Genomic DNA, 15,853 nt, shown 5'->3' with positions numbered 1-15,853 from the left:
TGGAAACAGATAAAGCCATAAAAGCGCAATTGTTACAACAACCTTAATCTAACCTTAAATATTGTTTTAATTAAGAAAAATCACATTAACAAAAGTTTAGAAATGCGATCTACCTCCAAAGTTATAGTCCTAAATGCGGTTTGGTTCAAAAAACAAACATATCAATAACAGTAATATTTCATCCGAGACCAAAAGTACTCAATTTAAAAAATAAAAGTATTCGATGCTTGCAAATGAAATCAGCGGTTCAAAGCACTAATCTCCCCTGCAAACGTTAGTGCTGCAATCCGTGCCTTTAAATGCGTATTGGATTAATGGAGATTATGATGAGAATATTCACCTCTAAAAAACTGGCATACGTTGTCGCCTTAGCACTTACCGGTGCTCTCGTAGGTTGCGGCAGTGATGGTAAAGATGGTGTAGATGGCGCGCCAGGCACTCCGGGGACACCTGGCACACCGGGAACACCGGGTGAACCTTGGGTTCCACCACCAGTCACGAGTTCAACAGTCACCAATGTAAAAGTACTGAACTATAGCTTTGGTGAAGGCAATATCACCTATGAATTTAAGATCACTGACGAAAATGGCAACTTAATCAATGGACTGAAAAATGCTGAAGCCAAAGTTGCAGCATTAACCGATAAAGGCTTTATCAATAATAGAAATGAAGCCGACAAAACCGACGCAAGTGGCAATCCTGTCAAAGATAACGTCAATATCGGTGGCGCTGCGACTCAAGCAACTGAGGGCGCTTTGCTCACTTCATTAGGCGATGGTCACTATAGCTTTAAAGCCCCAATGAAAGGTGTTAACGCTGGTACCGAAGGTATTGTATGGCTCAGAGTCGGCGGTAATGCTGAAACTGGCATTGCTCGCTCAGCACCGCTGGTGGTGAACAAGCCAGAGGGAACTCATTCAACCACGACCGATAGTTGCTATTCCTGTCACGTAGACTATTCAACAAGCCCACGTCGTCACGCTAGTTATGTAGCAACCGGTATGGACAGCGAAGTCACCTTCGTTGAAGGCTGTTTAGTCTGTCACGGCTCAGTTAGCTTTGCAGCAAAAAATGCCGAAGGTTTCTCTATCGGCGGTTATGCAACCAACACACTGTCTAAGATTGGCCACATTAATCACCAGAAATTTACTAAAGATTTCAGCGTGATGAACTGTAGTTCTTGCCACGTTGAAGCTCCAACCAATATTAGTGTTTCAGGCCCAGGCTGTATTGACTGTCACAATACTGGTGGTGTACCAGGCGCGATTGTGCCAAGTAATGGTGCCGATGTCCGTCCGATGCATGAAGGTAAAACAGGTATTACTGAGCGCCAAGCATTACGTGCTAAGTATAAACTTGAATTATCTACCCCTGTTAAAGTTGATGATATTTCAACAAAAACAGATCATTATGCGCCAACTGGTGCAGCTTCTGCCGTTACCGCACCAGGCTGGTGTACCACTCTGACAGTAAAAGATACTGACGGTAATATCTTTAGCATTAAAGATAACTTCAACTACTCAAATCCGCTGGTATTTGATGCTAAGAAACCGATTGTTTACGCAGGTGCTTATCTGCATTCCTACGAAAAAAATAGCTTAGTCGGTCGCCCAGGTAACCGTACTAACTATTACTATGGCTACAATGCTGATGGTACTAAAAATATCTGTCATCTGCTGACCGATATCAGCCCTGTAAACGCCAACTATGTCTACTCTGCACGTGTGACCTTCAGCACCGCAGGTTGGATGGAGTACGACGGTAACCAACGCTATCAAAGCAATGGCAGCCTCAGAGCCAATGGCTATGACGGCTCAATGGGGGTCTCGTTCACCGCATACTCTGATGTAGTCGATCCTGCGACTGCAACCAAAGTATCCGCCTTTGAACGTCGCACCGTAGTCAGTGATAACAGCTGTACTACTTGTCACAATGATGCCACCGCATTCCACAAAAATGGCGCATTTGACGAAGGCGGTAAGGCTTGCGTAGCTTGCCATGATAACGGTATGGCACGGACTTCGGCCACTCTGGGTGCTGGTTTTGGTCCAATGGTGCACAGCTGGCACTGGGGCAACGGTGCGAATGTCGGTGAGATGAAGGCCGATGGCACTCAAGCGAAAACCGCTAACGGTGCAGGTGCAATCAACCCAGTCACAAGCTGTGTTGCCTGTCACGAAACCGCGATTGATTTAAACAAAATACCAAACCAATACATCCTTGAACCTGGTAACAAAATGACCAGCCCTGTCACCGCTAACTGCTATGCTTGCCACACAGGCGATGCAGTCAAAGCTCACATGGCTAGCAATGGTGGCGAGATCAGCGTTCCTGCAGTAGGTGATTGGTTCAAACAACCAACAGGAGAAGCATGTGCTGTTTGCCATAACACAGGTAGCAGCTCAGGTATCGACAAATACCACAACTTCACCCGTAAATAGTTAATCGTCCCGCTATTTTCCCTGCAAGAAAATAGTTCAAAGCGCCCTGTAACCTTGGGGCGCTTTTTTTGTTTACTTTTACTTACAACTTCATCCCATAGGTTTTCAGTCCTATTTAAGTTAGTAACGCTAGAGTCACAAAAACTACAATTCTAAGGAAATCACTCAACTATGCGTAAAAGTTTTATTGCCATCGCCATTGGCGCCACACTGATGACCGGAGCACTCGCAGGCTGTAGCACTCAAGATACAAAAGCTGCAAATGTCACCGCAGTACAAACCCAAAACCCCTTATTCCAAGCCAGTACACTGCAATATCAAGCACCTGATTTCAGCGTTATTAAAGACGAGCATTTTCAGCCCGCTTTAGAACAAGGTATTAAAGAGCAGTATCAAGAAATTTTAGCGATTGCTAACAATCCTGCTGCGCCAACCTTTGATAACACAATTGTCGCCATGGAAAAAAGTGGCGCCCTGCTCAACCGTGCATCGAGCGTGTTTTACAACCTCGCAGGTTCGAACAGCAATCCAGCCCTGCGTAAAATCCAAGGTGAAATGGCCCCCAAAATGGCTGCTCACTCGGATAACATCAACCTTAATCCTGCGCTATTCGCTCGTATTGAAGCCATCTATAACGACCGCAATAACTTAGGTTTAACGCCTGAAGCGGTACGTTTGGTTGAGGTGTATCACCAGCGCTTTATCATGGCTGGCGCTAAGCTGACCGATGAGCAAAAAGTGAAGATCCGTGCCTTAAACGAAGAGCAATCGACGCTGACCAATGAGTTTTCCCAACGTTTACTGCGCCTAACAAAAGAAATCGCTATTGTTGTCGATAGCAAAGAACAACTGGCGGGCCTAAGTGACAGCGAAATCACCTCGGCAGCAAACGATGCCAAGGCAGCAGGCCATGAAGGTAAGTACTTAATCAATATCACCAACACTACTCGCCAGCCAATACTCGCCTCTTTAGAGAACCGTGAACTGCGCCAGCGCATTTGGGAAGCCTCGGCAAACCGTGGCTTAACGGGTGAAAACGAGACCGCATCTTTAGTGTCTCGCTTAGCCCAATTACGTGCCGAGCGCGCGGCTCTCTTAGGTTATGAGAACTGGGCTAGCTATCGCCTTGCACCGCAAATGGCAAAAACGCCAGAAGCGGTTTACAGCATGTTTGGCTCTATGGTGCCAGCCGTAGTTGCCAACACAGAGAAAGAAGCGGCCGATATCCAAGCGATGATCAATAAGACCGGTGGCAAGTTTGAACTCGCACCATGGGACTGGGAGTTTTACGCAGAGAAAGTCCGCCAAGAAAAATACGCTCTTGATGCCAATAGCATTCGTCCCTACTTCGAATTTAACCGCGTCCTCGAAGACGGCGTGTTCTATACGCTTAAAGAGTTGTATGGCGTGACGTTAAAACCACGTCCAGATTTGCCTGTATACCACCCAGATGTGAAAGCCTATGAAATGTTTGATGCCGATGGCTCAAGCATGGCGATTTTCTATGCTGATTACTTTGCCCGTGAAGGTAAACGCGGTGGCGCATGGATGAGCTCGTTTGTAGGGCAATCCTTCCTCGAAGGTACTAAGCCTGTCGTAGTTAACGTGATGAACATTAAAAAGGCGCCTGAAGGCCAACCTACCTTCGTCAGCTATAACGAAGTCACCACGATGTTCCACGAAATGGGCCACGGTACCCACGGTATGTTCTCCAAAGTGACTTACCCAAGTCTTTCTGGGACTTCGGTATCCCGTGACTTTGTGGAATTTCCATCGACTTTCGAAGAAGATTGGGCGGCCCACCCTAAAGTGTTAGCCAACTACGCCAAGCACTACGAAACAGGCAAGCCTATCCCTGATGAGTTACTGCAAAAACTATTAAAATCAGGCAGCTTTAACCAAGGCTTCGATACGTTAGAATATATGGCTGCGGCGCTAGTGGATATGGAATGGCACTCATTAAGCCCTGATGCACCATTGCAAGATGTAGCGACCTTTGAGGCTAATGCGCTGAAAAAGCACGGCTTAAATATCACCGCCGTACCACCACGTTATAAGTCAACTTACTTTGCCCACGCCTTCCCAGGTGGTTACTCAGCAAGTTACTACGCGTATATGTGGAGTGAAATTTTAGCGGCTGACGCCTTTGCCTATGTGCAAACCCAAGGCGGCCTAAATCGTGAGATCGGCATGAAATACCGTAAGACCATTCGCGAAGTGGGCAACAGTATTGCGCCAATGGAAGCTTACAAGAACTTCCGCGGCCAAGAGCCTACCACTGAAGGTTTACTCAACCGCCGTGGGCTCAATCAGACTCAGTAATTTTAGATACTGAGTAGATAAAAATCAGCCAGCATAGTTGCTGGCTGATTTGTTTTACATTCTCAATATAAGAGCGAAGTTAAATCACGGACTTATAAAGCCGTACTTTTGGATTTAATGTGCAAACCAAAAATCGTCAATACAAACAATATGCTACAAGTCACTAATCCTGCATTGACCGATTCAGTTAAGCCAAGCACTACGTAGCCGATCATGCTGATCAGCGCAACGATTACGGCGTAGGGAAGCTGCGTCACTACGTGGTCGATATGATGGCAACTGGCCCCCGTCGACGACAAAATAGTGGTATCAGAAATCGGTGAACAATGATCACCAAATACCGCCCCCGCTAATACCGAAGCCAGCATAGGTAACATCATGGCTGTGTGACTGCCCATCGCCATATCGGCGGCAATCGGCAGCATAATCCCGAACGTACCCCAACTGGTTCCTGTAGAGAATGCAGTCAGGCCCGCTAACACAAACATTAATGCAGGTAAGAAAGCAAAGGGAATATTCCCAGTGGCTAGGCTAGCCATAAACTTACCGGTTTCAAGCTGGCCGATCACACCTGCAATGGTCCAAGCAAATAACAAGATGTAAATCGCAGGCAACATAGAGCGAGCGCCCTGCACTACACCTTTTAATACCATTGATTTTTCAACGCCTTGCACTAAGTTAAGTACCAGCGCAACCGCTAAACCAATCAGGGCACCAAAGAACAGTGATGAACTCACATCGGTTTTCTCGAAAGCAGAAATAATATTAAATTCAATGCCTTCTTTAGCTAATACTTGAGCACCGCTATCGATCATAAAATACAGGGTCGCAAATACCAGTACTGTGATAGGTAGGAATAACCCGAGGATTTTACCTGTTTCAGCTTCGGGTAAATCAGCATTAGCACCTGGCGGTAAACCTTTAGTCTCATCGTATAAATTACCGCGCATGGCATTTAATTCATGTTCACGCATAGGGCCAACATCTAAGCCCATAAACGCCACACAAAGCAGTAATAATAAAGAGAAAATTGCATAGAAATTCATAGGGATCATTTGAATAAATACACTCAAATGACCAGAGTCCGCAAAACCATGTGCTGTTAATATTCCGCCAATTAACGCAATAATATAAGCGCCCCAACTTGATACCGGTGAAATGACACAAACTGGTGCTGCGGTAGAATCTAATAAATAAGCTAACTTAGCGCGGGAAATATGGTAACGGTCGGTAACAGGCCTTGCGACAGACCCAACGACTAAGCTATTGAAATAATCGTCAATAAAAACAACACAGCCTAAAAACATGGTCAGTAATTTCGCATCGCGCTTATTACGAATATGTAACCTTGCCCAATCAGCAAATGCCCGAGCACTACCACTCACAGTAATTAGAGCGGTGATCATCCCCAATACAATCAAGAAACCGAGAATGTATAAATTCCAAGAATTTACGCCATCTTCCGACCAAAAAAGTCCTTTTACACTGTTAAATAAAAACTCACCGCTGGCCACAGGAGAAAATTGATTGAGCAATAATACTCCAATCACAATTCCTAAACCGAGGGAAAGAAGCACTCGGCGAGTAAAAATCGCCAATACAATTGCAACCACAGGCGGGAGCAAAGAAAGCGCCGAATCGGCATAACTAACTACAGTCATTGATTATTTCTTCGTCAAAATACGAATGGAGGGCGACTGAACTGGTGGGAAAAGGCAATAGATACCCAAGATCACCTGTCCTATCAGTAGCGCTCCATAGTAACTATTCCTAATATCCGTATCTGGAAATACTATGGCAGTGTTGTACCTATTAGACACAACCCCAGCAGTTGATCGTGATAAATCAAACTACTTCGGCACCAAATCCTTTCGTGAACGATCAACGGAATCACCCTACTGATCACTACTGATATTTGGTGCGCCTCTACTTCTAAGAACGCCCATACATGGGCGTGAGGCTCATAAAAACATAAGCGGCTAAGCAGTTACCACCGCGAAGCCGCTTACTTTGACTTAGCTCACAAATAAAATCAACTCAAGCTTGCAATCAACTGCGGAACGGCTTCGAACAGGTCAGCTTCGAGGCCATAATCGGCAACTTGGAAGATAGGCGCTTCAGGGTCTTTGTTGATAGCCACAATCACCTTAGCGTCTTTCATTCCCGCTAAATGTTGGATCGCGCCTGAAATACCGACTGCAATATAGAGATTAGGTGCGACAATTTTACCGGTTTGACCGACTTGCAAGTCATTCGGAACAAAGCCTGCGTCAACCGCCGCACGCGAAGCACCTACTGCGGCACCAAGCTTATCAGCCAGTTGCTCTAACATGCCGAAGTTTTCACCGCTGCCCATGCCACGGCCACCAGATACGATAATGCCAGCATTTCCTAACTCTGGACGTGCTGAAACTGTCAGCGCTTGAGACACAAACTGAGCTTTGGCTTCAAACACTTTATCCAAGGTAGTCACAGCAGCATTATTACCCTGTGTCACCGCATCGAACGCACTGGCACGCACTGTCATCACTTTGATAGCGTCATGGCTTTGAACTGTCGCTAACGCGTTACCCGCATAAATCGGGCGAACAAAGGTATCGCTACTCACCACGCCAATCACTTCCGAAATTTGCGCCACATCTAAAAGTGCTGCCACACGCGGTAACGTGTCTTTACCCGCACTCGATGCCGCTGCGAGAATATGGCTGTAGTTTGGTGCTAAGTCCACCAGCAATTTAGCCACGTTTTCGGCTAAATGCGCTTCATAAGCACTGTTATCGGCGACTAATACTTGCGCGACACCTTGTAGAGCTTGAGCAGCTTGCACCACTGCACCACATTGATGGCCCACCACCAATACATGTACATCACCGCCGATCGCACGAGCTGCGGTGACAACTTTAGCGGTATCCAATTTCAGCGCCGCATTATCGTGTTCTGCTAATACTAAAATGGCCATTTAGATCACCTTCGCTTCATTCTTTAACTTTTCAACCAGCTCTGCTACCGACGCAACCATAATACCGGCCTTACGTTCAGCAGGCAGCGTTACCTTGATCACCGTTTGATGCGCTTTGAGCGTCACACCTAAATCAGCTACCGTCAGCACATCTAATGGCTTACGTTTGGCTTTCATGATATTAGGTAATGAGGCATAACGTGGCTCATTCAAACGTAAATCCGCAGTCACCACAGCTGGCAATGGTAGATTTAAGGTTTGCATACCACCATCTATCTCACGAGCAACTTGAAGTGAATTACCTTCAACTTTAATTGCTGAAGCAAAGGTCGCTTGCGGCATATCCGTTAATGCAGCAAACATTTGGCCCGTTTGGTTATTATCACCATCAATGGATTGCTTACCAAACAGCACTAATTGCGCTTGTTCTTTTTCTTGTACGGCTTTAAGTAATTTGGCAATTGATACTGGTGCTAACTCTTCTTCAGTATCAATGTGAATCGCGCGATCAGCACCTAATGCTAATGCGGTACGCAATTGTTCTTGAACGGCTTTATTGCCGATGCTCACGACCACTACTTCAGTAGCACTGCCCGCTTCTTTTAAACGAACCGCTTCTTCTACTGCAATTTCACAAAAAGGGTTCAACGCCATTTTGAGGTTTGCGGTATCAACGCTGGTGTTGTCAGCTTTTACCCTGACCTTCACATTGGCATCAACTACGCGCTTAACAGGCACCAATACTTTCATAGGGCTTCCTTCCTACACTTTCATGTACATGGACAAAACATTGGTGATCACCAATGCAGGATAGAGCCACTTTACGTCCTGTTAACGTTAACGTCAACCAAAGTCAAACGCTTGTTTGCATTTTTAAGACTGTCGTATTGGCCACATTTTTGAACACTTATTTGCCATATATAAAAAGTTCAAAAATTAAATAATATTTAATTTTTGTTTATTGCATAATTTTATTTGATTCGAGCAATATTAGTTTCTATCATTTAGCTGTTGTTCACCATTATCCTGTAATAAAAATAGAGTGGGACGAAAATAGATATGAGCGAATTTTTAGAGATATTAACTCACGGTCGTCGTTTTAAAGCTGCGGTAAAAGATCTTAGCGTTGAAGAACTGCGTGATTTAGCGGCTAAACTAGATAAAATTTTAGTTGAGCGTGAGTCAATGGAAGCAGAAGAACAGCAAGCTATTGCTGCTCGTAATGCAAAAATTGAAGAAATCCGTCAACAAATGGAAGCCGTTGGTTTATCAATCGACGATTTAGGTGGTGTTGCAGTTAAAGCCTCGAGCAAGAAACGCGCTCCTCGTCCAGCGAAATACCAAATTGAAGTTGATGGCGAAGTGATCCAGTGGACAGGTCAAGGCCGTATGCCAACAGTATTTAAGAACGAAGTCAATAAAGGCCGTTCTATGGATGATTTCTTAATCTAATCCAATACTGTAATGGTAATGACAATAGCCATTCGCTATTATCATTGAGTAGCATAAAAAAGCTCGCGCCCTGCGAGCTTTTTTATGCCTATCCCACCCCGCCCATTGTCATTCAAGTAAATGCTTAAATTGCGTTACAATTCATCTTTAGTATTTACATCTACTTTAGGTTACTCTTTATTCACCCTCCGTCTAAGTGAATAAAAAATGCAGATAAACAATAAGATAATAATAAGCTGCGGCATAATAAGTAGTTTTGTATCTCAACCCATTTTTGCCGAGGCCAATCCCATCACTCCCGTCAATAAGTTAACTGCATTGACCAATGCAGAATTAATTCTTGCACCGGGGAAACGACTCTCAAATGCCACATTATTAGTTGAAAACAATCGGATCAAAGCCATTATTGACCAAGGTGATATCCCCGCGGCGGCACTAAAAGTCGATCTCAGTGGTTATACTATTTATCCCGGTTTTATCGATCCTTTTACCGATTATGCTATCGAGTTTGAATATCCCAAATTGCAGCTCACTCGTCCGGTATATGATATTAAGCGTATTGGTGGGAATGCTGAAAATGGTGCAATTCACGCTGAAAAAGAATGGTTTAATTACATTTACCCCAATAAAGAACGCGCACGAGATTGGATCAATAACGGCTTTACCAGTGTACAAAGTAGTAAACTCGATGGTATTTTCCGAGGCACGGGTGTCAGTCTTTCACTCGCGGACAAAACTGCCAACGAGGTAATTTATCGGGCGCGCAGCCAACCTTTTATGGCCTTCGATAAAGGTACGTCAGAACAAGACTACCCCAATTCCCTCATGGGTAGCATCGCGCTTATCAGACAGACCTTTGCTGATGCTAACTGGTATAACCAAAATAAGCACAAATCGGTTAATAGTTCAGCTACACCTCAAATTGAATTTAATATTGCCTTCGAACGTTTAGATAACTTAGCCGAGAAACCAATCGTATTTGAAACAAAAAATCTGAACGATTTGTTGCGTGCAGCGAACCTACTCAAAGAACATAAGCAGCCCGCCAACTTACTCGCAAGTGGCCAAGAATATGCTCGGATCAACGAATTAAAGGCTCTGAATTATCCTTTAATTCTCCCTCTTAATTACCCACAAGCACCCGATGTGGGTACCGATGATGCCGATCGCGAAGTCTCCCTTGCAGAACTCAGACAATGGGAGCGCGCGCCCACAAACCCTGCCGCAGTAGCAAATGCAGGTATCCCCTTTGCGTTTACCCAATTTGGCATTAAGACCGAGGCGTTTTGGCCACGCCTTCGTCAAGCGATTGCGCAAGGACTCAGCGAAGATAAAGCCCTCGCGGCCCTCACCACTCAAGCTGCTGAAATGGCAGGAACCGCTGACTTGACCGGAAAACTTGCCCCGGGCTATATGGCGGACTTTGTCATTACTAAGGGCAATATTTTTAAAGACGGACAGATTTACAGTGTCTGGCTACAGGGACAAGAACAAGCCATCCGCTCACTTTCACAAGCCAAGATGTTGGGTGACTATCAGCTGACGTTGAATAATTTAACTTTAGATTTGAGCCTTGAAGAAGCAGACAAAGCAGGCAAAACCACTTTGCAAGGAAATCTGAGCAGTGGCGAGAAGAGTATTCCACTCACCAAGCTCAAGCTTGAAAACGATGGCCGCGTCAGCTTTAACGTCAATTTAACTGATGCGGGCATTCATGGGATCAGCCGTTTTACCCTCTGGTTTGCCAAAGACGGCATTCAAGGCCGGATGGTCGACGCCCAAAGTCGTAGCATCAATGTTGCTGGTATTACCCTTACGCCTCCGCCAAAGACGGAGCAAGTAAGCACGCCTAAAGCCGATGCATCGCAAACTTTAGTGAGTCAACTTACCTACCCTAACGTCGCCTATGGTTTAAGTGAGGCGCCCAAAGCAGAGAAACTCCATATTAAAAATGCCACCCTGTGGACCTCAGATAAACAAGGTATCTTGGAACATGCGGATCTGCTAATGGCCAATGGCAAGATTGAAAAAATCGGCCAGCAACTCAACACGCCTTCTGGATATCAAGTCCTCGATGCAACGGGCAAGCACTTAACAGCGGGTATTGTCGATGAGCATTCCCATATTGCCATCAACGGCGGCACCAACGAAGGCACAGACGCAGTCACCTCTGAAGTGCGGATTGGCGATGTGATTAATCCTGAAGACGTCTCCATCTATCGCGCACTCGCGGGCGGCGTGACCAGCGCACAATTACTCCATGGCAGCGCTAATCCTATTGGTGGCCAATCCCAGTTAATAAAAATGAAGTGGGGAGAAAGCGCAGAACAGCTAAAGTTTGCCAATGCACCTGCCAGTATCAAATTCGCCCTTGGCGAAAACGTTAAACAGAGTAACTGGGGCGAAAAGTTTGTGCAGCGCTTCCCGCAGACGCGCATGGGGGTAAAAGCCTTATTTGAAGAAACCTTCGATGCAGCACTCGCCTATGAGAATGCGCTGAAGGATTATGATGATTTACGCAGCAGTGAGAAGAAGAAAACCCTCGCACCGCGCCCAAGTTATCGCTTGCAGGCGGTGGCCGAAGTGCTTAAGCAACAGCGCGATGTGCATATTCACTCTTATGTACAGTCGGAAATCTTAATGTTCCTGCGCTTAGCCGAAGCCTACCACTTTAAAGTGCAAACCTTTACCCATGTGCTTGAAGGTTACAAGGTTGCCAGTGAACTGGCTGCCCATGGTGCGGGCGCCTCGACCTTTGCTGATTGGTGGGCCTATAAATTCGAAGTCTATGATGCGATCCCGCAAAACGCGTGCCTAATGCAAAAACAAGGTGTGCTGACGAGTATCAATTCCGATGACTACGAAATGCAGCGCAGACTCAACCAAGAAGCAGCTAAGTCAATGATGTATTGCGGTATGTCAAAGGAAGATGCCTGGAATATGGTGACCATCAACCCAGCGAAACAGCTCAGAGTCGATGAGTATGTTGGCTCACTCACCCCAGGCAAAATGGCCGATATTGTGCTTTGGAACGCCGAGCCGCTGTCGATTTATGCCAAAGTGACCCAGGCTTGGGTTGAAGGCAAACGCTACTTCGATCGCGACCAAGACCAGCTTGCCCAGCAGCAAGTGGTGGCTGAGCGTGCCGCTCTTATCCAAAAAATTCTCAGTAGTGATGATAACGCTAAGGCGGGTGAAAAAGTTACACCGCTTAACGAGCCACAATGGCACTGCGATACCCATTATCAGGCTTGGGGCCAACATCATCAGGGAGCAAAATAATGAAGCACTTACCCACGACCTTGCTGCTGTCGACACTGGCCATCACCTTGTCCGTGCAGGCACATGATCTCATCCCTACGCCTAAACAAACTCACGGTGTGTTGATTAAAAACGCCACTGTGCATACGGTCAGCCAAGGGGTTTTAACCAATACCGATGTCTTGATTGAAAACGGCAAAATCAGTGCGCTAGGACCACAGTTACACGTCAACGGGGCTGATGGTAAAGCACAGGTTATCGATGCCACGGGTAAACACTTATATCCAGGCCTTATTGCACTGGATACCAGTCTTGGCTTAGTGGAAATCGAGATGGTTCGCCCGACCGTAGATAACGCTGAAGTCGGTGACTTTAACCCGCAAATTAGTGCAGCAACGGCTTACAACCCGGATTCGGAGCTGCTGCCAACCATTCGCTATAATGGCATCACTCACGCACAAATCGTCCCTAGTGGTGACGGACTCGCGGGCCAATCGGTGGTCGTCGATCTCGATGCGTGGACCATTGAAGATGCATTGCACCCCAGTGAAGGCCAATTTCATGTTTACTGGCCACAGATAAAACGCATGCCAGAGGATGAAAAAGGAAAAGCCAAAGCGATTGAAAAAAATCAGCAGGCAATCAATCAACTCATCACTGCCTTTGAAGATGGTTACCGCTACTTTTTGAGCCAAAATACACCGGATGCCGACCACAAGCCTAATCTGCGTTGGCAGGCCATGTTGCCACTGTACCAAGGTAAAGCGACGCTATTTGCCCACGCAGACAGTGTTAACCAAATCGAGCAAGTAATTGCACTGACTAAAAAATATCAATTTAAATTGGTCATTGTCGGCGGTTATGACGCGTGGCGATTAGCTTCAAGTTTAAGGGAAGTGAATGCCAGTGTGATTTATCCGCACACTTTAAGCCTGCCTAAACGTAAAGATGAACCCGTGGATTTGCCGTTTAAAATCCCTTCGTTGCTAGCAAATGCCGGCATTCCCTATGCGCTTGGCTTTTCATCGGATTGGAACAGTCGTAACCTACCCTATGCCGCAGGTTACAGCGCAGCTTATGGCGTTACGGCAGAGCAAGCGTTGAAATCTGTCACGTTAGATGCTGCAAAGCTGTTAGGGATTAACGATTTAGGCGCTATCGAAGTAGGCTATCAGGGCAGCGTTGTGCTGAGTGACGGAGATATCCTCGACCCCATGAGCAACAAAATTGATGCGATCTGGATTGAAGGAAGACAAATAGATCTGAATAATCGCCACCAGCAGCTTTATCAAAAGTATCTTAAGCGATAGAATTTACTGAGATAAATCGCACAGCACCGCGCAGTCCATGGGACTGCGCTTCTTTACCCTTAATCTCAGGTCAAACCATGAAAATCATCCTCTCAAGTGCATTAGTGCTCCTGCTTAGCGCCTGTGCCAGCGACTACAGTTTTAATAGCAATTTAGACGGTGAGGCGATTAGTGACTACTTCAAGGCAGGCGATGTTACGCTATTTGAAGGTGATAGTTTGCCTAAAGGCCACTACGAGTTGAAAGGCTTAGTGCAAGGAGAATCTTGCCAAGCGGATGTAAATGGCGTGCCAGCATCCTTAAGCGAAGCCAGAACCGAAGCCCGCCGCGCTGCGGCTGATAAAGGTGCTAACGGTATCATCATCAAACAATGTGTGATGATGGAAGAAGCTGCGCAAGGCTGTATCAGCCGGGCGTTATGTGTCGGTCAAGCGATTAAAATGGCCACCGCCGACTAGTTCATCGCGTGTATACTGCACGCCATTCTTGTTGTACTTTACAACCTAAGCCATCAGAGTTTGGGTTGTTGCTCCTTCCTTTAGGTGTTTTTTGCATGACATTTACCAACCAAATTACCGCTGTGGCCACCTGCCGTACCCCCTATAAACAAAAATTTGGCATTCCAAGGCAACCTGGTTTGGTGGAGGCACGCGGTTATGTTGAGCTGGAAGGCCATATCAATCATCTCGACGCCGTGCGCGGTATCGAGCAATATTCGCACCTTTGGCTGCTGTTTTGTTTCCATGAAAATCTCGCCCAAGGCTGGAAAACCACAGTTCGCCCACCGCGTTTAGGTGGTAATGAAAAACTCGGTGTATTCGCAACCCGCTCGACGTTTCGCCCAAACGGCATTGGCCAATCCGTGGTAAAACTCCACCGAGTGGTGCAACGTAAAGGCAAAGTATGCCTGGAGATTTCAGGTATGGATCTTGTCGATGGCACGCCCATTATCGATATTAAGCCCTATATTCCCTTCTCAGATTCGATTGAAGGTGCCGTCGGCGGTATCGCTCAAGAAGCGCCTAAGCTGATTAGCGTGGTGTTTTCCGAGCTCGCGGCAACGCAGATTAACACCTACAGCAAACAGGACGCTTATACTGATTTGGCCGAACTTATCCGCGGCGTACTCGGACAAGACCCTCGCCCTGCCTATAAAAAAGCCAAGGATGATCCCAAGCTATATCAAGTGGCTTTGTATGATTTGGATATCTTTTGGCGGATGGCGGTTGATGAGGATGATCGGGAATATATTCAAGTGCTCGAACTCAAACCGGGGAAATGTGGCTAAATGCAGACGCTAAACACAACCGCATTGCCTGATTATCAGAGCCAACACAAAAAGCGTCTGTCTTGGATGCCCTGGCTGTATTTTTCACTCAAAGAAAAACACTTAGTCTGGGCTAAACCTTGGCAGGATGAAATTCAAACCAACCTTTGCGCCCTCGAAACCGTCACCATTGGTGATAACTGTTTTATCGCTCCCGAGGCACAGTTATTTGCCGAGCCCAATCGCGATATCAAGATAGGTAATCACTGCATGATTGCCGCCGAATGTTTTTTACATGGCCCTATCACCCTTGGTAATGAAGTTGCCATCAATCATGGCTGCTCCTTCGATGGCGGTCGAGTGGGGATTCAAATTGGCTCCCAAACTCGCATTGCTAACCATGTGACTATCTACGCCTTTAATCATGGCATGGCGCCCGATACGCCCATTTATCAACAAGCCTCCCACTCTAAAGGAGTCGTGATAGGTAAAGATGTCTGGATTGGCGCACAGGCCGGGATAGTTGATGGTGTCACCATTGGCGACCATGCGGTGATTGGCATGGGCTGTATTGTCACCAAAGATGTCCCCGCATGGGCTATCGTCGCCGGTAATCCTGCACGGGTGATTGGCGATCGGCGAAATAAGTAAGCGGCGACGAGAATCTAGATACGAGCAATGACGAAGTCGCCCCCTAACGGCGTAGTGCTTATCTTTGCTTTATCCGTTATCCAGCATCAAAAATGCTATTTGTCTCCCAGCTAGTTGAATTTAACCTAAATCCATAGGTGACATCATCAAAGCAGGTGATAAAATGGCGCCCATTCAACTCAAATTTGGA

At 46.3% G+C, this 15,853-nt stretch carries 11 protein-coding genes and 1 riboswitch; of the genes, 8 read left to right on the top strand and 3 right to left on the bottom strand.

What is annotated here, in order from left to right; all coding sequences use genetic code 11:
- The first annotated feature begins 326 nt into the window (after window positions 1-326).
- Both L976_RS12575 and L976_RS12570 read left to right on the top strand, forming a co-directional pair.
- Window positions 327-2,441 (top strand): multiheme c-type cytochrome, encoded by a 2,115-nt coding sequence (locus L976_RS12575; protein WP_037428301.1) that lies wholly within the window; start codon window positions 327-329, stop codon window positions 2,439-2,441.
- Window positions 2,442-2,612: 171 nt separating this feature from the next.
- A complete protein-coding gene (locus tag L976_RS12570) occupies window positions 2,613-4,763 on the top strand; it encodes a M3 family metallopeptidase (protein WP_047537187.1) in 2,151 nt (716 codons plus the stop codon).
- Between the two features lie 92 nt (window positions 4,764-4,855).
- Here the strand turns inward: L976_RS12570 and L976_RS12565 are convergent, their stop codons facing one another.
- The 3 genes from L976_RS12565 to L976_RS12555 form a co-directional block, all read right to left on the bottom strand.
- On the bottom strand, window positions 4,856-6,424 hold the full coding sequence (locus L976_RS12565) for a Na+/H+ antiporter NhaC family protein (protein ID WP_047537184.1): 1,569 nt from the start codon (window positions 6,422-6,424) through the stop codon (window positions 4,856-4,858).
- A 79-nt stretch (window positions 6,425-6,503) separates the two neighbouring features.
- Window positions 6,504-6,700: riboswitch (Lysine riboswitch) on the bottom strand.
- A 95-nt stretch (window positions 6,701-6,795) separates the two neighbouring features.
- The gene (locus L976_RS12560) at window positions 6,796-7,722 is read right to left on the bottom strand and encodes an electron transfer flavoprotein subunit alpha/FixB family protein (protein WP_037420528.1); all 927 of its coding nucleotides are present in this window, start codon (window positions 7,720-7,722) and stop codon (window positions 6,796-6,798) included.
- A complete protein-coding gene (locus L976_RS12555) occupies window positions 7,723-8,472 on the bottom strand; it encodes an electron transfer flavoprotein subunit beta/FixA family protein (protein ID WP_047537182.1) in 750 nt (249 codons plus the stop codon). It lies immediately after the preceding gene.
- A gap of 309 nt (window positions 8,473-8,781) precedes the next feature.
- Here L976_RS12555 and L976_RS12550 point away from each other — a divergent pair, with 309 nt between their 5' ends.
- The 6 genes from L976_RS12550 to L976_RS12525 all read left to right on the top strand — a co-directional run bounded on the left by L976_RS12550 (window position 8,782) and on the right by L976_RS12525 (window position 15,663).
- Window positions 8,782-9,174 (top strand): H-NS histone family protein, encoded by a 393-nt coding sequence (locus L976_RS12550; protein WP_037420523.1) that lies wholly within the window; start codon window positions 8,782-8,784, stop codon window positions 9,172-9,174.
- 207 nt (window positions 9,175-9,381) lie between these two features.
- Complete coding sequence (locus L976_RS12545) at window positions 9,382-12,456, top strand: amidohydrolase family protein (protein ID WP_047537179.1); 3,075 nt, start codon at window positions 9,382-9,384, stop codon at window positions 12,454-12,456.
- Window positions 12,456-13,745: an amidohydrolase gene (locus L976_RS12540; protein ID WP_047537176.1), complete on the top strand. Its 1,290-nt coding sequence runs from the start codon at window positions 12,456-12,458 to the stop codon at window positions 13,743-13,745. The genes L976_RS12545 and L976_RS12540 overlap by 1 nt, the downstream gene beginning before the upstream one ends.
- A gap of 77 nt (window positions 13,746-13,822) precedes the next feature.
- Window positions 13,823-14,203 carry an Rcs stress response system protein RcsF gene (gene rcsF / locus L976_RS12535; protein WP_037420516.1) on the top strand — a complete coding sequence of 127 codons (381 nt, stop codon included), beginning with the start codon at window positions 13,823-13,825 and terminating at the stop codon, window positions 14,201-14,203.
- Between the two features lie 95 nt (window positions 14,204-14,298).
- Window positions 14,299-15,033, top strand: a complete 735-nt coding sequence (gene tsaA / locus L976_RS12530; protein ID WP_047537173.1) for a tRNA (N6-threonylcarbamoyladenosine(37)-N6)-methyltransferase TrmO — start codon at window positions 14,299-14,301, stop codon at window positions 15,031-15,033.
- Window positions 15,034-15,663 (top strand): acyltransferase, encoded by a 630-nt coding sequence (locus L976_RS12525; RefSeq protein ID WP_011716467.1) that lies wholly within the window; start codon window positions 15,034-15,036, stop codon window positions 15,661-15,663. It begins immediately after the preceding gene.
- The last annotated feature ends 190 nt before the right edge of the window (window positions 15,664-15,853 follow it).

Origin of the sequence: Shewanella sp. ZOR0012 (assembly GCF_000798835.1) — a bacterium.
Lineage (GTDB): Bacteria > Pseudomonadota > Gammaproteobacteria > Enterobacterales > Shewanellaceae > Shewanella > Shewanella xiamenensis.
Note: the sequence above shows the minus strand (reverse complement) of the source record. Positions and strands in the feature narration are given on the sequence as shown.

Coding starts and splice junctions, on each gene's coding strand:
- L976_RS12560 (WP_037420528.1), bottom strand. CDS start 7,722: ATGGCCATTTTAGTATTAGCAGAACACGATAATGCGGCGCTGAAATTG.
- L976_RS12555 (WP_047537182.1), bottom strand. CDS start 8,472: ATGAAAGTATTGGTGCCTGTTAAGCGCGTAGTTGATGCCAATGTGAAG.
- L976_RS12575 (WP_037428301.1), top strand. CDS start 327: ATGAGAATATTCACCTCTAAAAAACTGGCATACGTTGTCGCCTTAGCA.
- L976_RS12525 (WP_011716467.1), top strand. CDS start 15,034: ATGCAGACGCTAAACACAACCGCATTGCCTGATTATCAGAGCCAACAC.
- L976_RS12550 (WP_037420523.1), top strand. CDS start 8,782: ATGAGCGAATTTTTAGAGATATTAACTCACGGTCGTCGTTTTAAAGCT.
- L976_RS12570 (WP_047537187.1), top strand. CDS start 2,613: ATGCGTAAAAGTTTTATTGCCATCGCCATTGGCGCCACACTGATGACC.
- L976_RS12545 (WP_047537179.1), top strand. CDS start 9,382: ATGCAGATAAACAATAAGATAATAATAAGCTGCGGCATAATAAGTAGT.
- L976_RS12540 (WP_047537176.1), top strand. CDS start 12,456: ATGAAGCACTTACCCACGACCTTGCTGCTGTCGACACTGGCCATCACC.
- L976_RS12565 (WP_047537184.1), bottom strand. CDS start 6,424: ATGACTGTAGTTAGTTATGCCGATTCGGCGCTTTCTTTGCTCCCGCCT.
- tsaA (WP_047537173.1), top strand. CDS start 14,299: ATGACATTTACCAACCAAATTACCGCTGTGGCCACCTGCCGTACCCCC.
- rcsF (WP_037420516.1), top strand. CDS start 13,823: ATGAAAATCATCCTCTCAAGTGCATTAGTGCTCCTGCTTAGCGCCTGT.